The sequence below is a fragment of the Vibrio penaeicida genome, assembly GCF_019977755.1.
GTDB lineage: Bacteria > Pseudomonadota > Gammaproteobacteria > Enterobacterales > Vibrionaceae > Vibrio > Vibrio penaeicida.
Map to the genome: position 1 here is coordinate 1,930,700 of NZ_AP025144.1, position 20,244 is coordinate 1,950,943.

Genomic DNA, 20,244 nt, shown 5'->3' on the forward strand with positions numbered 1-20,244 from the left:
TTCATCCATGTTGTTAATAACTTCGCGATTCAGCGAATACTCAGCTCATGGAGGAAAAGGGCAGTGAATACTTCATACAACCCACTTGGCACCGACGGATTTGAATTTGTTGAATACACAGCAGCAAATGAAAAAGGCATTAACGATTTAAAATCTTTGTTTTCTTCACTTGGTTTTGCGGAAATAGCGAAACATCGCTCCAAAGAAGCATGGTTATATCGCCAAGGTGACATCAACTTTATCGTAAATGGCCAGCCTAACAGTCAAGCTGAAAAGTTTGCGGAAGAGCATGGACCATCGGTTTGTGGTATGGCCTTTAGAGTTCAGGATGCGGCGAAAGCACTTACTCACGCTCTAGAAAATGGCGGTGAAAAATATGTAACTGAAATCGGACCAATGGAACTAAGCATCCCAGGTATTTATGGTATTGGAGAAAGCATCTTATATTTTGTAGACCGTTATGGCACAAATGAAATTTATGATGTTGATTTTACCTTTTATGAAGATGCAGATGAGCGCTTAAAAGTGAAAGACGTCGGGCTCAACGTTATCGATCATCTGACCCATAATGTACATCAAGGCAATATGGATGTTTGGTCTGGTTTTTATGAGCGCATCGGAAATTTTAGAGAGATCCGTTATTTTGACATTGAAGGTAAGCTAACCGGGCTTGTTAGCCGTGCAATGACTGCGCCTTGTGGCAAAATTCGTATTCCAATCAATGAATCCTCTGATGACAAGTCGCAAATCGAAGAGTTTCTAAAAGAGTACAACGGCGAGGGGATTCAGCATATTGCTCTGACGACAGACGATATTTACGAAACCGTGAAGACTCTTCGTGATCGCGGTATGGATTTCATGCCTACGCCTGATACGTATTATGAAAAAATTGATCAACGCGTAGAAGGGCATGGAGAAGACGTGAATCGCCTTAAAGAACTGCAAGTTCTTATTGATGGTGCTCCTTTGAAAGATGGCATCCTCCTACAAATATTCACACAAACCGTTATTGGCCCAGTGTTCTTCGAAATCATTCAACGTAAAGGTAATGAAGGGTTTGGAGAAGGTAACTTTAAAGCGCTGTTTGAATCAATAGAAGAAGATCAAATCAGACGTGGTGTTCTTCAAAATGCCTAATTCTATTAAAAATATATTCTAGCTCTCAACAATTAAGAGAGCAAAAGCAATAGTCACATTGCACTACGTCAAAGCTGCCTCAATAGGCAGCTTTTTTTGTCTTCACTTAAAATGACAGAAAAGTGACTTATCTTTATAAATACGACTCTTTCCTTCGTTTTTCGCCAGATAAAGATTTTCATCCAGCTCTGCCCACATTAGCGCATCATAAGTTTGTGACGTGACGACACCGCCGCTCACGGTTGTGTATATATGCTCATGGTTATGCAAAATCGGGTTAACAGAAATGCAACGCATTATGGATTCGATCGCAGTTTTCACTGAGCCAGAATAATCAACCAGCTCATGTGAAAGCGTAATCACGAATTCTTCACCACCTATACGGTATACCGAGTCCGTACCGCAAAACCGTTGTAGGCGTTTAGTGATATCAATCAAAACTTTATCGCCTCCATCATGCCCAAAATTATCATTAATGTGTTTGAAATTATCGATATCAAAGCAAACAATTGCGGGAGCCTGGGTATTGGTGTTCTCATTGCCTATCATGTAGCAATCCAACTGTAAACATCCCTTTTTTAGTGACACCCTAAATTAGAGTCTTCCGGCAATTTCAACTTAGCAAGATATTCCCAAGGGGTCAGGTCACCCAGCGAGCTGTGGGGACGTTCATCGTTGTATTCTCGAACCCAGTTTTCTGTTAGCTCACGTACCTCTTTTAACGTTCTGAACACATACATGTTGAGTATTTCATCTCGATAGGTCCGGTTGAACCTTTCAACAAACGAGTTTTGTGTGGGCTTGCCTGGCTGTATGAATTCGAGTTGTATGTCATGTTGTTCCGCCCATTCAGCTAAAGCCGTTGAGATAAACTCTGGACCGTTATCCATACGTAACTGACTCGGATAACCTCGCCAGGCGACGATGCGTTCCAACACGCGAACAACTCTTTGAGCGGGAAGATTCAAGTCAATTTCAATGGCCAGCACTTCACGGTTAAAGTCATCGATAACATTGAACGTCCTGAAGCGTCTACCACACATCAGTGAATCGCTCATGAAATCCATTGACCAACATTGATTGAACGTTTCTGGCACACAGAGAGGGGCAGGCTCTCTTGTTGGTAGCCGCTTCTTTCCACGACGGCGCTTATTCAACTTCAGTTCGCAGTAGAGTCGATGCACTCGTTTGTGGTTCCAGCGATACCCCCATCGCTTAAGCACTTTGAATAACATGCCAAAACCATATGCAGGATAACGTTCAACGGCTTCTTGCAAGGCGGCAATCACAGGGGTATCTCGGTGCTTATCTGGTCGATACCGATAGACCGAGTCACTGATGCCGACTAAACGACAAGCCCTACGCAGACTCACACAGTGACAATTATTGACGTAATCCACCCACTCTCGCCGAATCGTGGGCTTTACAGCTTTTTTTCGACGATATCCTTAAGGATTTTATGGTCGAGGCTCAGTTCAGCAAACATTTGCTTCAGGCGTCGGTTTTCATCCTCAAGCTCCTTCAGTCGCTTCACGTCTGAGGCTTCCATGCCGCCGTACTTGGACTTCCAGTTGTAGTAAGTGGCATCTGATATGCCATACTCTCGGCAGACCTCTTTGACCAACCTGCCAGCCTCAACTTCTTTCAGAATCTTGACGATTTGCGTTTCTGTATAGCGTGATTTTTTCATCAGTGTTCTCCATTTGGTTTAGTTTAAACCGAAGAACTCTAATTCTAAATGTCCCTAGTTTAGGGGATGATTACACAACGCTCGACGGTTTAACGCGCCCGTTAAAAAGTCAAAGTGAGCCAGTTTTTCCCAATGGACTTGGTGAGTGTTTCGTTTGCATTCGTAGGTAAAACAAATGGATGTCGCAAGGGCATAAGCAAAAACAAAGTTAACCATGGTAATACTTAGTGTGTTGTCCCAATAAAATAACGACGCAGCAATCGCTAACACTAAGTAGAAAATAGAGCTGAAACTGCCTTCTTTTTTACCTAGAAGGAAATAGTAGATAGGCGGTAAACATATGGACCATTGAAAAACACCTTCTTCTACCGGTTTTGTGACAACCGCATAGAGAATCACGACACTAAACATGAGTGTATGGGCGCGAATGATGTTCTTTTTGTTTGGTGAGACGTCGAACGTAAATCGCGTAATAAGAGCGATCATGCTGTATGTCGCCTGAAACGTGGCGAGAGCGTAATCTTTCAAAACGTAATTTAGAATGGCTAACGGGATGCAAAGCAATCCTAAAACCATCGATAACCGAATGAAAACTCGTTCACGAAAGTTTTCGATGTCTTTATGCTGACTCATCGGCGTATTCTCCGTTTTCTAACGCAAATTCAATAGGCTGAGGCTTATGAATCAGGTATCCCTGTCCGAACTGCACCCCCAATCGTTTTAGAATGGAACGCTCTGTCTCCGTTTCGATAAATTCAGCCACAATTTGAGAACCGTTAAGCTCGGCCAATTCAACAATGGATTGGATCATTTTTTGTTTAAACTTAGACTGCTCAACGTTTTGGACTAATGAGCCATCAATCTTAATGAAATCAAAAACCTCTTTTGAAAGCGTGGCGTAGCTGGAAAACCCCGAACCGAAATCATCCAACGCTATCTTTACCCCTGTTTTTCTGAGGTTTTGTAACGCTGAAGAGAAGTCGTCATCCATGGAATAGAATGCTTGCTCCGTCAGCTCTAAGCACAACCTTGTTCGCACGTCATGGGGTAGGGAGTATAAGTATGTAAGGATATCGGTTTTCAGAAGAGAGCTAGGCGTGATGTTGACGGACAATTCGATCTCTTTAAATTGAGTGAGAACGTCAGCCGCTTTCATTAGCATCGCTGTATCTAAAACCGATTCAATGCCGTGAAAACGCACCACCTTCAACAATTGGGGTGCAGGTACAACGCGTGGACAGTGGGTGCCGTAGTGAAGTCGACACAAGGTTTCGTATTTTTGTCTATTGCTATGTTCTTTTATTGGGAAGATGTGTTGCGCGTAACATTTAAGGCTAGGTGATTGGATAAGGGCTATTGCGTCTTTTTTCCGTTCAGGTAAACAGTAGATCATAAAATGATCTTCTTCGTTCCAATCTTTATATAGCACATTGGAATCACATGCATTTTTACAACAAAATTGTACTTTGAATAAGCAGTCTTTATAAGAATCAGCGGGTTTTGCCTCATAACGCCCAAAACAAATGTCCACCTTTGTTTCTATCGGGCAATTTAGATTATCGTTAAACAGGCGTATAAGTTTTTTAGATGATGAAGTGTCTGTTATCAGTAGAAAGCTTGAAGACTTTACTCTATATAAATTCCCCGCATTCATTAACGCGATCTGCTTTAGCTCACGTGATAACTTGATTAAAACATGATTACCAAACGCTCGTCCTTGACGACGGTTGATTGTGTCGATGTTTTTTATGCCGATAAAGTATATGAATTTTCTTGAGGGTAGGTGTCCCTTACTTTCAAGAATTTTTGCATCCATTAGACCAGTTAGAGGATCTATGTTTTTACCCCCTTTACGTGCTGAATAATCATTGAAGTTAACAACACGCATATCAGCCAACTCGTATATACAAAGCACGATTATCAGGACATGAAACAGGTAATACATTGTCTGAATGAGAAACAAATAATTCGTAACGTCGGTATTACGATAGGTTGCGATTGCGATCAGAAGTGAAATGCTAAAGCAAACAGCGTACATACTAATAATGAAGGGTTTGTAGCGCGTATCTTTGTGTGAAATCAGATGGTAGAAAACTAAAACACCAGCCAACATGTTAATGAACAAATTGAGTTCACTCGCTTGGAAAATGTTCAGTACCGCAATCTGTGTTGCGATAACGGAGCCAATAACCGTGGCATGCTTTACGCCAATTTTTCCTGTTTCTTTGCAATAAATGGTTAAATGAAATGAAAAAATTGAAATGATGTAGCAGGAGTAGAGTAAGTCGTTGTAAAGCCAATGACTGTTCGAGATCCCAATCTCATTGATATGGCTTAACGGCAAAAAGCCAAAACCATAAAAGCAAAAGGTGGTGAATGCCATCATATAGATAAGGCAAGCAACCGACGACAACTTGCTTTCATACCATTTAAATCGTGCGTAAAAAAGGCAGAGAACGGCAAATGCCGTCATAAGGGCAACAACGAAAGTGTCTCTGGCTATCAATTGATCAAACAAGTTATCGTTTTTAATCATCAGCGCGTTGAAAATGCTGAACTGACCTTCAGGCGCTTTTAGATATATTTGGTCATAAACAAAGTGCTTATCCAAACTGATTGAACGCATATTGTCGAACTCATGCTGCTCAACCATTGTATTTTTAGATAAATAATAAATGGTGCCTTGAGAAAGTGTTTTGTTTACAAGGTATATAGAATAAAGATCTTGCTCGTACTTCAAAATATCTAGACGAAACCAACAACTTTCAACACTGCTAGGCGTACATTGACCTTTTCGTTCCCATCGGTCATGGGTACTTGGAAATGCTTGCTCAGTTGCTAAACTTCCAAATCCAGCCTTCTTATGCACAACATTCTGATGTTCAAGGTTAAATTGAGAAAATACAGATAGCGTACATATTGTAAAAAATAACGAGATCAAAAGAGTAGGCATCACTTTACATCCTGAAAAACAACGTCGCGGCAGGATTATAGAGAGAACAGTCGCTCAATTGGAAAAGCCTGTTATACAAACAGCTTGTTTTGGTCAGTTTGGTAGCAACATGCTAAACTTTACATTTTAATTGACTCTTTTTCATTGATAACCCAATCTGGAATGCACTCCATTATGTACGGGTCAAATGCCGAATTGGCGCGCTGGCTGGATCATTTTGTAACCAACCTGATGACAAAGACGCCAACCAGTTCAAAAACCTAAAATTTCCACTTGCACCCCTGAGCTGCAATGGGTAATATCCTCCTCGTTCCAAGGGAATGCGTCCGTAGCTCAGTTGGTTAGAGTACCGCCTTGACATGGCGGGGGTCGGTGATTCGAGTTCACTCGGACGCACCATTCCTTGCTTCATAATTAAGGTTTCAAAACCGTTTTTGTGAAAGATTAAATTTGGGTCCGTAGCTCAGTTGGTTAGAGTACCGCCTTGACATGGCGGGGGTCGGCGATTCGAGTTCGCCCGGACCCACCAAATTAACAAAAAGCCTGCTTTTAAAGCGGGCTTTTTTGTGTCTGTAATATGTTTATCTCTTTCGCTTTTCTCTGCTTTACTTACGAATAACCACACCAGAATGACTGTGAGCATCAGCTGTATTGAAATTATTAATCTGAATTTACACTGATGGTGCTAACGTACAGTAACGAAAGGTTGATTTGGCACGAATAGAGTAAGTAGAGGTTTCGATGGAGATACTTATTTATCTTGGGGCTTTTTTGCTGGTTATGGTTGCCATTGCGCATTCATATCTAGGGGAGCGATACATCTTAATTCGTCTTTTTAGGCGAGACGATCTTCCTAAAGTATTGGGGAGCGATGAATTTACTAAAAAAACGCTTCGCTTTGCATGGCACGTTACGTCGATAGCGTGGTTAGGGTTTGCAGCTATTTTGCTGGTAACAGTTCAGTCGACATTCTCGAAAGAAGTGATTGGGCAAATTATTGCGCTGACGTTCTTTATCCACTTTTTGATTGCATTGTTTGGTTCAAAAGGGCGTCATTTATCTTGGATTGTATTTCTTGCGATTAGTGTGCTGGCATTGCTTGGAACTTAAGTTAGCCAAGGGGAATAAGATTGAAAGGGTCATTCAGACAACCAAAAGCCAACGAAAGTTGGTTGGCTTTTGATTTTATATTCTAGCTTTCTGATCGCTTAACGCGAATCTTACTCTTATCAACGCTTGTCATATTTAGCGCATTGATTGCTGCTTTTGCTTCGTCATCGTTCGGCATCTCAACAAACGCAAAACCCTTTGAGTTTCCCGTTTCTTGATCCAATACAAGATTGCATTCCGCGACAGCGCCATGAGAAGAAAATAGAACTCGAATATCTTGTTCAGAAGTGGAGCGAGCGAGGTTGCGAACTAAAAGTTTCATAAGTATCCGTTGGTGTATTGATTACGCGTGGATTGTCGCAGCTAATTTGACTAAAACCAAGGAATGATTTTTTACGGTACTTGCAAGAGGCTTGCTGGCAGAGTTTGTTGGCACACAGGTCAAAAGTATGTTTCTTAGATATGCACGCTTAAAAGGCTTTGCGTGTTGCAAAGCCTTACAGTGGTGTATTTCGATTCTAATACCAGTGATAAGAAGTTATGGGTAATGAACCTCTAAACAATCCAACCCACCAGAACGTACAGCTAAGTTGAATTCAGCTTCGGTCATATTTTTTATCACGTTTTCCATTTCTTTTTGAGTTCCGAAGTTCTTTCTAACTAGATATTGCGCGTACTCAAACAGCATCCATGGGTTTTGCGCAATCATTGGCGTACTCTCGCCTAAGAACTTAGTTTCAAAACCAAGCACGTACATGTGTTCTTGGAACGCTTTACGTAGCGCAGAGTTTCTTGCATGGTTTGTCAGGTAAAGTTTCTGTCCATTACTTTCAACAAGGACACTGTTCATGAAGTTTGCAATTCCTCCCGGTTGTACAGCTGACTTACCTTCGAATACGCCTGGAGAGGAGATAGGGTTAAGCCCAATTTTCCTTAATTCAGCCTTAATTAACGGCGTGTAATGTTTGGCACTTTCTTGCTTGATACGAGATTGTTCCAACATGTCATTAAGTTGGCTACGCTCCACGTCTGTTGCTGCGAATCTAAGCGCTTGTGACAAGAGCTTTTGATTTTCGGCTTCATCATTGACCAAGATGTCCCCATTTTCTAACGGGCGCATTTTCATGTCTAAGTGGAAACCCGGTTGAGGAACAAACGCTACTGCGCTTCGAACTAAACCGATATCTTCTGCGATGATGTCTTTAGCGAGATCTTCTTTCGCCAACATTTCTCGCGCCATGGTACGAAGTGCTTGGTCGCCGAGGTTATTATGAATTTTTGTTAGTTTTCCTAGCGTGTATTGAAATGAAGGATCCCGTTCATCAATCGCTAGTTTCGATATTCTTGCTGCGATACTCTCAGGAGAGAACGAGGGTGCTAGCTCAGGTGATTTAAGGTATTTCTCGCTCATATGTTGAGTAGTTAACACGACTGAATCTGTACCAACGACAGCATACGGATTTCCGTTTTGCATGGTGCCAGAAAGCAGGTTACCACCTTCAATGTAACTGTTTCCTCGATAAATAGTGATCGGGCTTTGAGTACTTTCGAGGTTTTTGATTGTACGGTTGTGTTGCTCGCCTTGATCTACAGTAAGACCAACTTTACGTTTAGTATTTCCCTCAAGACCAAAGTTTGCGCTGGTTTTAGGCAAGTAGGTTTGTATAAACCTTTGCGCATCGTAGGAAGCTTTCCTGGAAATATCCGCAGGAATATAGACAGCCTTACCATCACGGCTCATGATTCGAGCATCTTCAACCCATGAGCTATTAGGACCGTTATCTGTTTTAATGATTGTGTAGAAACGAGAGAAATCACGCCCAGTTTCTGCTTGAAGCTTTTGAATACCAGCGGTGAGCAGTTGATCCTTTTTTGGATTGCTTTCTATATGAGAGTATATGTTGATGTTTGTACCAAGTTGCTCAGAAAGCGCGATAAGGTCCAGTATGGTTGTGACCGATTCTAAGCGGAGATTAACATCAAAATTATCCAACGTTGTATTAAGCCCTTCCGTTGCTGGTCCAACTTTCAATCCGGTGGAGGCAGTGACTACTTGAGTTGGTGGAACTGGAGAAGGGTTGGGCTGTTCAGTAGCGTTTGAAGGAAGTAAATCAAACGAGTAATTTTTTACAGCATTTACCCACGCAAAATATTCAGATGTATTACTAGGCGGCTGAAATTCTGCTCGAAAGGCTGCCAGGTACTGACCCATGAGAGCTGGGACGATTTCTTTCTTAATACCGTCACGTAAAAAATAATACAGGTAAGTGCCGTCTGATTGCTTCTTATATTCGAGCTTGAGTGTTTTTAGTCCGAGCGGTGTGGCTCCATTTTGAGAATAGTATTGGCTTACAGAAATCGTGTTTGCGTCTGATCTCTCCGTACTTGGTTGGGATGCCTCATTCCCCGGGAAGTGAATCATATTACTGTTAGCGAAGGTGCTAAATGAGCTTAGTATTGCCGAGACAATCATCAGCTTTTTGGTATTTTTCATCGTTTATTCCTGATTGAACATTAATTTCTCGACGATTAGAAAGGTAATAGGTAGATCAAGTAAATACACGAAAACTTAATTCTATTGTTAGTAGTTTTGGCTAGTCTGATTGGGGTGTAAACTGGTAGTCTGACGGAGGGGGAGTAGGTTAACCCACTAATAAATATGAAGGTTATTGGATGAGTGTCACAAGAATATTGGTGTTTAACTGAGTAAGAAAATATTTAAAAATTTAACAGGAATGGATATCACAATATGCACTTTTAAGTGTTGGATATTGATGGCTAATGCCATCTCGAAGAGAAAAAGTGATTGTTCTCTGAATTTTTTGCAACTGTTTACGTCCAGCGTAATGTATTGAAGTGAACCGCTCGCATATACCGTATGAACACGTCGCGAAAATAGCGAGCAATTTGATACAAATACCCTGAGTAATCCTATTTATTCAAGTGACTGAATTCAAGTGGGTTATATAAGGGGTAGAAATGAGAAAAAGGATTTTAGCGTGTGTTATTTTGGCTGCAGTCTCGGGTGCATCGGCGATAGCACAAAGACCAGCAGAACCCGCTTTGTTACTTGCCAATGAGTATTCGTCGGAAATCAACCTAGATGAGTACTGGGTATCAGAAAAATTAGATGGTATTCGTGCTGTCTGGGATGGTACATCGCTTTACACTCGGAAAGGCACTAAGATTCACGCGCCTGCTTGGTTCACAGAAGGGCTCCCTTCTTTGAAAATGGAGGGCGAGTTATGGGCTGGAAGAGGGAAGTTCCATGTTGTTCAGCAAACGGTTATGGACAAAACCCCATTTGACACCGCCTGGAAAAACATCCAATTTATGATCTTCGATTTACCTCACTCTGCTGGCGACTATGCTAAGCGTTATTACGACATCAAAAATTGGGTAAAAACCGTCGATCAACACCACATTCAATATGTAGAGCATATTTCCGCCTCCAACCATTCTCAGCTGATGAAAATGCTCGATAGAGTCGATGACAATTATGGCGAAGGTTTAATGCTTCGAAAGGTGAGCAAAAGCTACCGAGCGGGGCGTTCAGACGATTTACTCAAGTTAAAAAAACACGCAGATGCGGAAGCAACAATCATTGGATACAAACCGGGAGAGGGAAAGTACCACGGAATGCTGGGCTCGTATTTGGTGCGTTGTGCCAACGGTAAAGAGTTTTACATTGGAAGTGGGCTAAAAGATTCAATGAGAAAACAACCACTGCCCATTGGTGCGACGATTACTTACCGCTTCAACGGACGTACTGAATCTGGAAAACCGCGATTCGCTCGCTTCCTGCGTGAAAGAGTAGAGTAACTAAAGCGATCGAGTTTAAGAATCTGGTGCGCCTCCGCATCTAGCGAACAGCCTTTGCCAGTATTTAACATGACTCAGTATCGCCGATTTAAAACCCTTATGATGCTGCTCTATTTCGTAAAAATTTGGGTAGCTTTCATTGGTCTTTTTCAGAATGACCGCCAGCTCTACATTCAGCTTTCTGTATATTGTATCAAGCTTTGATAAATACGGTTGAATTTTCTCGACATACTGACTCTGAAACACGTTTTTCATGTACGTAAACTGGGTATTGTCTCGTTTCTCTCCACAGCGAATGTTTCCATCGAATTGGTTAAGTTGTTCCGTTGCTTGATTGAGCCATAGGGTACTATTAACTAAGCTAAAACTCAGAGAACCAATCACATTAGTTGTTTCTATTACTTCCTGTGACGGCGTAACAAAATGTTCGCTCAATGTACTATGCTCTTCGTCTTCTGAGGTTTCAGACAATTGCAATGTAATGTTGTAAAACGGTTTAAGTGCCAGATTTAGCTCCGTTAACCCGAAAGCCCCTTTAATAGGCAACCATTCCTTGCCACTGAGCTGTGTACGCCAAGCGTCACTTTGAGTAATAACATGTTGCAGATGTAGCGGATAATGTCGCTTCTTTTCTGTGTGAGCGATGCTGAGCTTACGCTGAACCTCTTCAGATATATCTGGGTGATTTAAGCATTTGTCTACGCCAGTAATAAACCGCGTTTCGTAATCAAACAAATGAAACTCGTCTTGAACTTTGCCCAGTGATGAATTCCGTTCTGCTATCAGTTCAAAAAGTCCGCAACGCCTTAATTCATAAGATTCAAGAAGCCCAATGGAAATGCGTGGAATGGGTGTTTGGAGAAGCTTTTTGTCTGGCAAACTTATATAAATAGTATCCGGTACGCTTAGAGAGGAAACATCCTGAACTCGGGCTATGCGAGTTATGTAATCGTCATACATGGAAAGTACAGGATCGGTACAACCTGAAAGCATTGTTACACAAACGATAGCCAGTACGCGGGATGACATATTTTCCTCGAGTAAACTTGTTAAGACGCATCTTAGATACGTGCTAAACGCAAAGATACATCAATAAAAACAACAATGCCCAGAATACCTGGGCATTGTTGTTATTGTTTGCTTTCGGTGTTCTAACGCGACGAAAACACCAACTGAACATTGTCGGGCTGCTTGTGCATCCAATGAAGACGACGACCAAGCATAATGGCAGCGGAGCTCAACCCAATGATGAAACCTATCCAGAAACCCGTTGCGCCCATAGGCTCAGTAACCCAATCCGTCATGCCTAAGATGTATCCCGCTGGTAACCCAAGTACCCAGTACGCGATGAACGTTCGGTTAAAAATAGCTTTCATGTCTTTGTAGCCACGTAATGCACCAGCAGCTATAACCTGGATTGAATCCGTACACTGATATACCGCTGCGTATACCAAAAGGGCGCTTGCAACAGAGACCACTTCTCGGTTGTCGGTGTACAACAGAGAAATTTGTTCTCTGAAAACAATGGTCATCAATGCTGTAAAACACGCAGTGATTAAGCCGACAATAATACCGACACGAGACGCAATCTTAGCGCCTTCTGTACTCTTTTCTCCAAGCTTGTGTCCAACTCGAATACTGACTGCTGCACCGATGCTCATGGGGAGCATAAAGACTAGGGTAGAAAAGTTGATGGCGACTTGATGAGAAGCAACGGTTGTCGGGCCAAGAGGCGCTATCAACAATGCGACTACCGCAAACAGAGTCACTTCAAAGAACAAAGCTGCCGCGACAGGCAAACCTAATTTAAATAAGCGAAGTTGCGCTTTCCATTGTGGTGGATGAAATGTGCCAAAAAGATTGATATGACGAAGCTTCTTTGCGTTCGCGACATAAAAATACATCATGCCGAACATGATCCAGTACACAATCGTGGTAGCAACACCACAGCCAACACCGCCTAACGCAGGCGCACCAAACTTACCGTAGACGAATATCCAGTTAAGTGAAATGTTAAGCAGCAAGCCAATAAAGCCGATAACCATTGCCGGTTTTGTTAAAGACAAACCATCAGTAAGGCTTCGCAGTGTTTGAAATAACAGAAACGCAGGTACTGCAAGCATTACGGCGTACATGTACCCATTTGCTTTCTCAGCCATGAGCGCTTCAACTTGCATCCAATCAAGAATTTGCTGAGTTTGAAAAAGCACGCCAACAATAGGGATCGACAGCAGTAGGGATAAATAGATCCCTTGTTGAATCTCAAAAGGGATCTTCACTTGACGACTGGAGCCATTTAATTGTGCTACTACGGGAACGAGTGCCATGAGAAGACCAATCCCAAACAAGATAGAGGGGAGCCAGACGCTCGTCGCGATAGCAACTGCAGCCATGTCTGTTGGGCTGACACCGCCAGCCATGACTGTGTCGACAAACCCCATGCCAGTCTGGGCAACGGACGCAATGAGGACAGGAGTGGCTAACTTAATTAACTGAGAGGCTTCTTTTTGATAACGATGCACAGATTACTCCGATACTGCATATAAATCGGGATAGAGTGGCGCATGATAAAGAATTGATCGTAAGATACCAATAACTTTGTTGAGTATAGAAAAGAGAGCCATATGTTTACTGGGATTGTACAAGGTACAGCGAAGATCATATCAATAGAAAAGAAAAAGGAATTCCAAACTCACATTGTTGAGCTGAATGGCAGTTTAGGTGAAAACCTACAAATTGGTGCGTCAGTTGCCCATAACGGCTGCTGTTTAACCGTAACAAGAATAGAAGGTAGCCATGTGTGGTTTGATTTAATGCAAGCCACTTTAAAGCTAACTAATTTAGGGGCATGCCAGGCGGGCGACAGCGTAAATGTCGAGAGGGCTGCTAAGTTTGGAGACGAAATTGGTGGACACTCTATGTCTGGGCATATTTCGACCGTCGCTAAAATTTCTGACATTGAAAGCACCGAAAACAATCGAACCATCTGGTTTGAGCTAGAGCCGGATCAAATGCGTTACGTATTAGAAAAAGGTTACATTGGCATTGATGGCTGTTCACTCACTATTGGCAGCGTGAAAGATAACACTTTCTGTGTCCACCTTATTCCAGAAACGCTAACGCGTACTCTTTTCGGAAATCGCACAATTGGCGAGCTGGTTAATATAGAGTTTGACCCACAAACGCAAGCCATTGTCGATACAGTAGAAAGAGTGCTAGCAAATCGAAGTTAACTAGTAATACATTGATTTAATAATAATTATTAAAAAAGCGCACTAATTTGTATTCAGTGCGCTTTTGGTTTTTGACATGATTGAAACGTTGAAAAACAGTCTTAAACTTATGAAGTTAGAATATTTGTTCGTCATCCGCATCGACGGTTAACTGCACCTTATCATGCTGCTCGTCGACAAACATATTCAAATGAATTGCATGGCAACAAGCTGGGCAGTCGTCGTAAAAATCTTGGCTGCCATTTGATGAGTCCAAGGTAATGCCTATTGTGTATCCACAATGTGGACACTTTACACTTTTCTCTGTGTAATTTTTCATAACACCCTTCCTTACACCACTTAGAATCCCCTGATGAATTCTTATTCATACTAGCTCGTTGCCTTACTAATCGAATTGAATTAAGTATGAAACATGCTTAAGTGCAAATTTTCAAAGAAAAATGACTTGGATCACGTGTTGGCGGTCAGAAAAATGCATCTGAGCTGAAAAGTGAAGAGTAAAAGTTTGTAAGAACGTTGCAAAAATGGACGGATTATTCGCCATTTTATATAAAATCGTGCACGTAATAATTTGAAATATTAATTATGTATCGAAATCAAAGAAGTTTGAAAGACTCACCAGAGCAATCAATTTGGTGCTCTAAATTGCCCCGCCGTATAGATATATCTTGAGCCGTTAACCTTACGAATTTTCCTAGCGTAAGCTGTCTACGATATTTTGGGCATCATCTAGATAACTTCCACCAAACAAATTGCAATGGTTCAAAATGTGGTAAAGATTATAAACGTCTCTTCGCGACTGATAACCTGAGTCGAGTGGCTTTAAGCTTTCGTATCCTTGGTAAAAGTCCGACATAAATCCACCAAAGAGCTCCGTCATGGCGATGTCGCATTCGGAATCTCCCCAATAAGGCGCAGGATCGTATAGCATTGGACCAACAGGCGTATTGGATATGTTTCCACTCCACAAGTCACCATGGAGTAATGAGGGGGTAGGGTGGTGCGCCGCAAGACGTTCATATACGGTAGCAACTATCTCGTCTGATTGCCCAAATTCAACCCCTTTTTCCTGCATTAATTGAAGTTGCCAACCAATACGTTGTTCAGAGAAGAAACGAGCCCAGTTTTTATGCCAAGAATTTGGCTGTAACGTAGCACCAACGTAGTTATCTGCATCAAAGCCAAACTCGCGTTGATCGCCCCAACTATGGTGTTTAGCAAGCTGTAAACCAAAGCGATAACTCGCTTTAGCACTTTCTAGAGGTTTGCAAGGTATGTAGTTAAGGATAAGAAACGCATGATCTTTACAATGACCAACGTGAACGACTTCTGGCAAAAACAGTGTGTCGGATTGTTTTAGTGCGGTAAGACCTTCCGATTCCAATTCAAATCGAGGCAGGAAAGAACGATCGTTAACTTTAATAAAATAACGTTGCTCACCATCGCTAATCATATAGCTCTGGCTAATGTCACCGCCTTTTAAACGGACTTTTTCGGAAATTTTGTAATCGAAAACGAGTACTTCAGAAAGTTGCTGCGCTATAGATTGCCACATATCCGGTCCCTATTAATAAATTGAATAGCCTCACACCAATAGTAGCCCATAACTTTTTGTTGTTACTGTTATATATGCCACATATAGCCGATACGCTGACGGCGATAAGATCAAATGATCTGATCAAGATCTTCTTTTCATTAGCAGATGTGAAGCAACTCCGATTTTGAGCACAAAAACTAAACTAAAGCATAGGTTTGTAAAATCAATACATTATAGTGTGATGTTGATTCAGGAAAATAATCCCATGCGTTTGTTATGAAAGTACTAATCTGTGACGATTCGGCTTTGGCGAGAAAGTCGGTAGCTCGTTGTATCGCGAATTCTGAGCACCAACAAATACTATTTGCTGGTGACGGTCAGGAAGCTCTGGACATACTCAAAGTGCAGAACATCGACGTTATGTTTCTGGATCTTACTATGCCAGTTCTGGATGGTTACGAAGTACTTTCCGCTCTCCCAGTAAATAATTACCCAACAAAAGTTATCGTTGTATCCGGTGATGTACAGCAGGCTGCAAAAGAGCGTTGTCGAAACCTTGGCGCTTATGAATTTATAGAAAAGCCACTCAATCCTGAAATCGCCAGACCTTTGTTTCCACTTATTGGATTGACGTTTTCCCAAAGCGATTCTTCTGACCCTCTTCCTAAGCTTGATCCAATGACAAAGTTCAAAGAGCTTACCAATATCTCTTTAGGTCGAGGTGCTGCGATTATTTCAGATCATCTGGGTGAATTTATCCATATCCCAATTCCCAATGTCGGCTTATTAAGCTCTGGTGAACTCGCCATGACATTAGAAGACGTACTCCATCGAGAAGGGGCAATTGCGGTTGCCCAGCGCTTTGTAGGCGGAGGGATACATGGTGAAGCTCTGGTTTGTATGCGAGGGAATCAGATAGAGGAAATGGGGCAAAGTCTCGGGTTTCAAGTTAAAGAATCTTCTTATAATGAAGTGGTCATCAATATCGCCAACTTATTAGTGGCGTCTTACCTTGTTTCGCTTGGTGAGCAGATGTGTACACAGTTTGCGTTGCGTCAACCTGCGGTTATCGATCATTTTCATCAAGAAATTAATTCTCTTAACGTCGGTGGAATGGGCGAGCTATTTACCATTGAATACACGTATTTTGCCGAATCCATTAACTTTGAATGTGAAGTGCTCTTTCTTATTGATTCACGGTCGGTTGGCAAAATTAAACGCATTCTGGAGACGATGTAATGTCAGATATAACGCTTGATATCTCAGATTTTCACTGGGCATTGCAAGTGATGGATAACATGGATTCTGGGCTGGTGGTTCTCGACAGACATTACAATGTGTGTACGTGGAATAGCTTCATGCAATCTTACAGTGGTATCACTGCTGACATTATTATGGGACATAACCTATTTGATCTCTTTCCACAACTTCCTTCTGAATGGTTAAAGTCGAAGATAGAAGCGTCGGTAAAGCTAAAAATGCGAGGGTTCTCTAGCTGGGAAGACAGACCTTACCTATTCGAATTCAATAACTTTTCTCCTGTATCAAATGGCTTGTCTATGATGTACCAAAATGTCGTCATTACACCTCTTAAGGCGTTAACAGGAGAAGTCACACACATTTGCCTTATGATTCACGACGTGTCTGACATAGCAAAAAAGAAACTACATTTACGAGAAACCAACCAAAAACTGAGCCACCTCAGCCGGACAGATGGGCTAACCGGATTGTACAATCGAGCGCACTGGGAGCAGTGTCTTAGTGAGCAATTTATTCAGTGTCAAACCTTAAACACTCCAGCATCGTTAGTCATCTTCGATATTGACCACTTTAAGAAGGTCAATGACACCTACGGACACAGTTCTGGTGATGGCGTCATCAGGCAAACAGCGCACCTGCTGAAGAAAACAGCTAGGCAAGCTGATTGTTGTGGTCGATATGGAGGTGAAGAGTTTACGGTGCTGTTACCGAATACCAATTCTGATCAGGCGTATTATTTTTCTGAAAGGCTCAGAAAGCGTATTGAAGAAACATTGGTTGCAACTGAAAAAGGCGATATTAGGTTTACAGTAAGCTTAGGAATCAGTGAGTTTAGTTCCGAAATGGAAAATTACTTAGCTTGGCTAGAGTCTGCCGATAAAGCACTGTATAGCTCAAAACAAAGTGGGCGAAATAAGTCTACAATCCACACATAACAGGGTTTGAATAACCGTAACGAGATCAAATAAGCGTGTTATTTGTTGGTCATTTGGTCTTGTTGATATATCAAATTCGTCAGATATGTCTTAGAATTTAGCGAGAAGCAATAAAACACCAACATGGTGGAGACGAATAGTGGTAGTAGAAACTGATGGCTATCTTGCTCTTATTGAGCATTTAACAATGAACCTAGACATTTTTGCCCAAGTCGAAGGTGATACTGGTGATGAGAGTATCGAGGATGTCGTTACTGATCTCATTGCGACTAATATTATGGCTATCTTTGAACGAAATCCTGAATTGCATTCAAGCGTACGTTTTAAACTTCTTAAGGAAGCGGATGCTGTTGTTGAAGATTTAGGAGAAGTACTTGCTGGTGCGTGGAACAAGAAAGCCACAAACGAGCAAATTGGTTTTCTAGATGAATATATCGCGCTTGTTAAAAACCTATTTGATACGGCTGTAGCAATATACGATTAGGTTTGATAACACAGAACTCAAGATAGCATACATAAACATGTATATAATGGGTTACCAAAAGGGGCTGGTTGTGACCAGCCCCTTTATTATATTGAACTAAAAAGCACGCTAGCTAATTTACTCTCCGGAAATGCCAAAACGCGTTAGCCCAGTAAGGGTTATCTAAGCGCGAGATAATGACTCCCTTCGATGTAGAAGCATGCATAAATGCTTTGTTACCCATGTACACGCCAACATGACGCTGCTTGTATGCTGTTTTGAAAAAAACGAGATCACCGGGTTTGGCGTCCTTATAAGAAACTTGTTTTCCAACTTTACTTTGGTTTTCCGTCGTTCTTGGTAGCGACATAGCAAAAGCTTCATTGAAAGCGACTTTGGTAAACGCGCTGCAATCTATGCCATAGCGATCGTTGCCTCCAAATTGATAGGGTACGCCTTCCCACCTTACATACACATCGCTTAGCGCTCGTTGCGTGGCTGTACTTTGCTTACTATTTGGCTCATAAGCATCAGTTGAAAAATCAGGTCGTGGCGCTGAACAACCCGCCAAGAACACACTTACTATCAGAAATTTCGTCGAAATAATTCTTTTAAAACACATACTCGTTCTTATTGTTAATTATATTTTTTTTGAAATATGGCTGTCATGAGTGAGCCATAAACTCTTTCGCATAAAGAGCACTAAGGACAGTTCTAGCTGAGCGCTCATATGCGAAATACCAAATCGAACCGGATTTCAATTTCACTAATACAAGCCATTGTGGCTGTATTAGCCGTTACTACTTTAATGGTAGTTTCTCTCTCAAGTATCAGCCAACACGGAATTGACACTGTTGGTTCAGAATTTAGCCAGCTATCCGAGCAAGCACTGCCACTAGCAATTAATAATGCAGAGCTTACTCAAACGATACTGACTCAAGTTAAACGCTTAAATCAAGGAATGCAAAGCGAAAATAAGAGTGAGCTTAGCTCCGCAGTCGCGGAACTGGATGCTCTTACGATAAAAAGTCAGGAGGAGCTCGATTCCTTATTTAACCTTTCCGATGCCTTTGGAGGCGTGGTTTCCGATCAGCAGAAAGAGCAGCTCATTCACTCTGTTGAATCGTTAAGGCAAAATTCTATTCAAGTGCTTAATGTTCAGCGAGATATCTTTGCTATTCAAGTTACCTTAAATGATCTTATTCCCACATTTCGTTATGGAGTCAGTTCAATTGGCCCTGAAATGAACCGAGTATCGTCTCTTGATTCAAGATAACCCAGAAGCATCAGGCAGCTAATCGCTTTATCGCCAGTGCGAGCTCTATGGAAAGCACATTTCTCGTGATGATGATTGCAGAGGATCTAGAGCAAGCGACGTCAGAATACCAGAGATGAAGAATCGAGAGTCGCAGCTTCAGACTCCATTCAAGGTGGGAAAGTCATTGAAGAAAACGCACATCGATTGGCGACTCTAGATAGTTCGTTAACAATAAATGAAGAATCCATGGCTAAACTAGATGGCAAAGTTCGAGAGATTACCGAACTGGTCGATTTGATCAGTGGGATCGCAGAGAACACCAACTTACTCGCGTTGAATACCGCAATAGAGGCAGCACGAGCAGGAGAGCAGGGAAGAGGTTTTGCAGTTGTTGCCAGAAAACTGGCAAGTGATACAAGTCATCAAACAACGAATATTCGAGAGATGATGGCTGCATTACAACAAGCTGCTGCAGACTCCAAAGACGCCGTTATTGAAAGCCGAAAAGAAATGTCTCAGGCAATGAAATCGAGCATGGATGTTAAGGAAACATTCAGCAAAATAGAGACGTCAGTCGAGGCGATAAAACTGCGTGTCGAACAAATATCAGTCGCTACCGAACAGCAAGAGCGCTCAACGACGAATGTGAACAACAACATTCAATCTATTTCCGAACTCGGGGAAAACACCACAATTCAATTAGACTCCATGATCAAGAGTTCAGAACAAGTGGCAGACATCGGTGGTCACCAGCAAGCCATGTTACACAAGTATGATTTCGCATAGCTTTTGTTATATACCCAAGTAACCTCAAGATGCTAGGTTCTGAATCCTGCACCTTGAGGT

General features: G+C 41.9%; 18 protein-coding genes, 2 tRNA genes and 1 pseudogene. 10 read left to right on the forward strand and 11 right to left on the reverse strand.

The genetic code is table 11. The annotated features are described in order from the left end of the window. The first annotated feature begins 63 nt into the window (after nt 1-63). Nucleotides 64-1,137 (forward strand): 4-hydroxyphenylpyruvate dioxygenase, encoded by a 1,074-nt coding sequence (gene hppD, locus LDO37_RS08685; protein ID WP_126606085.1) that lies wholly within the window; start codon nt 64-66, stop codon nt 1,135-1,137. Between the two features lie 102 nt (nt 1,138-1,239). Here the strand turns inward: hppD and LDO37_RS08690 are convergent, their stop codons facing one another. The 4 genes from LDO37_RS08690 to LDO37_RS08705 all read right to left on the reverse strand — a co-directional run bounded on the left by LDO37_RS08690 (nt 1,240) and on the right by LDO37_RS08705 (nt 5,780). After that, entirely contained in the window at nt 1,240-1,686 is a 447-nt protein-coding gene (locus LDO37_RS08690; protein WP_126606084.1) for a GGDEF domain-containing protein, read from the reverse strand. Between the two features lie 29 nt (nt 1,687-1,715). After that, nucleotides 1,716-2,827 (reverse strand): IS3 family transposase gene (locus LDO37_RS08695; protein ID WP_224055501.1). Its coding sequence is split into 2 segments (ribosomal slippage): nt 1,716-2,575 and nt 2,575-2,827, totalling 1,113 coding nucleotides; the frame shifts between segments, so codons are not numbered across the junction. Nucleotides 2,828-2,881: 54 nt separating this feature from the next. Next, complete coding sequence (locus tag LDO37_RS08700; RefSeq protein ID WP_126606706.1) at nt 2,882-3,460, reverse strand: hypothetical protein; 579 nt, start codon at nt 3,458-3,460, stop codon at nt 2,882-2,884. Beyond that, nucleotides 3,447-5,780 carry a GGDEF domain-containing phosphodiesterase gene (locus LDO37_RS08705; protein WP_126606705.1) on the reverse strand — a complete coding sequence of 778 codons (2,334 nt, stop codon included), beginning with the start codon at nt 5,778-5,780 and terminating at the stop codon, nt 3,447-3,449. Before LDO37_RS08705 ends, LDO37_RS08700 begins: the two co-directional genes overlap by 14 nt. 322 nt (nt 5,781-6,102) lie before the next feature. On the opposite strand from LDO37_RS08705, the gene LDO37_RS08710 reads away from it, so the two are divergent. The 3 genes from LDO37_RS08710 (at nt 6,103) to LDO37_RS08720 (ending at nt 6,890) form a co-directional block, all read left to right on the forward strand. Beyond that, nucleotides 6,103-6,179 (forward strand) — tRNA-Val (locus LDO37_RS08710). Between the two features lie 53 nt (nt 6,180-6,232). Next, a tRNA-Val gene (locus tag LDO37_RS08715) sits at nt 6,233-6,309 on the forward strand. 212 nt (nt 6,310-6,521) lie between these two features. Continuing rightward, the gene (locus LDO37_RS08720; RefSeq protein ID WP_126606704.1) at nt 6,522-6,890 is read left to right on the forward strand and encodes a hypothetical protein; all 369 of its coding nucleotides are present in this window, start codon (nt 6,522-6,524) and stop codon (nt 6,888-6,890) included. Between the two features lie 82 nt (nt 6,891-6,972). On the opposite strand, the gene LDO37_RS08725 is transcribed toward LDO37_RS08720, so the two are convergent. Then, entirely contained in the window at nt 6,973-7,212 is a 240-nt protein-coding gene (locus LDO37_RS08725) for an RNA recognition motif domain-containing protein (protein WP_126606703.1), read from the reverse strand. Nucleotides 7,213-7,428: 216 nt separating this feature from the next. Continuing rightward, entirely contained in the window at nt 7,429-9,384 is a 1,956-nt protein-coding gene (locus tag LDO37_RS08730) for a hypothetical protein (RefSeq protein WP_126606702.1), read from the reverse strand. A gap of 485 nt (nt 9,385-9,869) precedes the next feature. Between LDO37_RS08730 and LDO37_RS08735 the strand changes: the two genes are divergently transcribed. Then, on the forward strand, nt 9,870-10,712 hold the full coding sequence (locus LDO37_RS08735; RefSeq protein WP_126606701.1) for a DNA ligase: 843 nt from the start codon (nt 9,870-9,872) through the stop codon (nt 10,710-10,712). 15 nt (nt 10,713-10,727) lie between these two features. Here the strand turns inward: LDO37_RS08735 and LDO37_RS08740 are convergent, their stop codons facing one another. Together LDO37_RS08740 and LDO37_RS08745 are read right to left on the reverse strand one after the other, a co-directional pair. Further along, nucleotides 10,728-11,741: a DUF3080 family protein gene (locus tag LDO37_RS08740; RefSeq protein ID WP_126606700.1), complete on the reverse strand. Its 1,014-nt coding sequence runs from the start codon at nt 11,739-11,741 to the stop codon at nt 10,728-10,730. A gap of 122 nt (nt 11,742-11,863) precedes the next feature. Continuing rightward, entirely contained in the window at nt 11,864-13,177 is a 1,314-nt protein-coding gene (locus LDO37_RS08745) for an MATE family efflux transporter (protein ID WP_399481217.1), read from the reverse strand. Nucleotides 13,178-13,336: 159 nt separating this feature from the next. Here LDO37_RS08745 and LDO37_RS08750 point away from each other — a divergent pair, with 159 nt between their 5' ends. Further along, complete coding sequence (locus LDO37_RS08750) at nt 13,337-13,945, forward strand: riboflavin synthase subunit alpha (RefSeq protein WP_126606698.1); 609 nt, start codon at nt 13,337-13,339, stop codon at nt 13,943-13,945. Nucleotides 13,946-14,060: 115 nt separating this feature from the next. Here the strand turns inward: LDO37_RS08750 and LDO37_RS08755 are convergent, their stop codons facing one another. Together LDO37_RS08755 and LDO37_RS08760 are read right to left on the reverse strand one after the other, a co-directional pair. Continuing rightward, nucleotides 14,061-14,264: a CPXCG motif-containing cysteine-rich protein gene (locus LDO37_RS08755; protein WP_101113796.1), complete on the reverse strand. Its 204-nt coding sequence runs from the start codon at nt 14,262-14,264 to the stop codon at nt 14,061-14,063. Between the two features lie 375 nt (nt 14,265-14,639). After that, nucleotides 14,640-15,500 (reverse strand): fructosamine kinase family protein, encoded by an 861-nt coding sequence (locus tag LDO37_RS08760; protein WP_126608917.1) that lies wholly within the window; start codon nt 15,498-15,500, stop codon nt 14,640-14,642. A 258-nt stretch (nt 15,501-15,758) separates the two neighbouring features. On the opposite strand from LDO37_RS08760, the gene LDO37_RS08765 reads away from it, so the two are divergent. From LDO37_RS08765 to LDO37_RS08775, 3 genes are all read left to right on the forward strand, one after another. Continuing rightward, the gene (locus tag LDO37_RS08765; protein ID WP_126608916.1) at nt 15,759-16,721 is read left to right on the forward strand and encodes a response regulator; all 963 of its coding nucleotides are present in this window, start codon (nt 15,759-15,761) and stop codon (nt 16,719-16,721) included. Further along, the gene (locus LDO37_RS08770) at nt 16,721-17,677 is read left to right on the forward strand and encodes a sensor domain-containing diguanylate cyclase (protein ID WP_126608915.1); all 957 of its coding nucleotides are present in this window, start codon (nt 16,721-16,723) and stop codon (nt 17,675-17,677) included. Before LDO37_RS08765 ends, LDO37_RS08770 begins: the two co-directional genes overlap by 1 nt. 139 nt (nt 17,678-17,816) lie before the next feature. Continuing rightward, on the forward strand, nt 17,817-18,161 hold the full coding sequence (locus LDO37_RS08775) for a DUF3802 family protein (RefSeq protein WP_126608914.1): 345 nt from the start codon (nt 17,817-17,819) through the stop codon (nt 18,159-18,161). A 112-nt stretch (nt 18,162-18,273) separates the two neighbouring features. On the opposite strand, the gene LDO37_RS08780 is transcribed toward LDO37_RS08775, so the two are convergent. Next, nucleotides 18,274-18,762, reverse strand: a complete 489-nt coding sequence (locus LDO37_RS08780) for an NlpC/P60 family protein (protein WP_126608913.1) — start codon at nt 18,760-18,762, stop codon at nt 18,274-18,276. Between the two features lie 108 nt (nt 18,763-18,870). Between LDO37_RS08780 and LDO37_RS08785 the strand changes: the two are divergent. After that, nucleotides 18,871-20,184 (forward strand): annotated as a pseudogene (locus tag LDO37_RS08785) (methyl-accepting chemotaxis protein). Nucleotides 20,185-20,244: the final 60 nt, after the last annotated feature.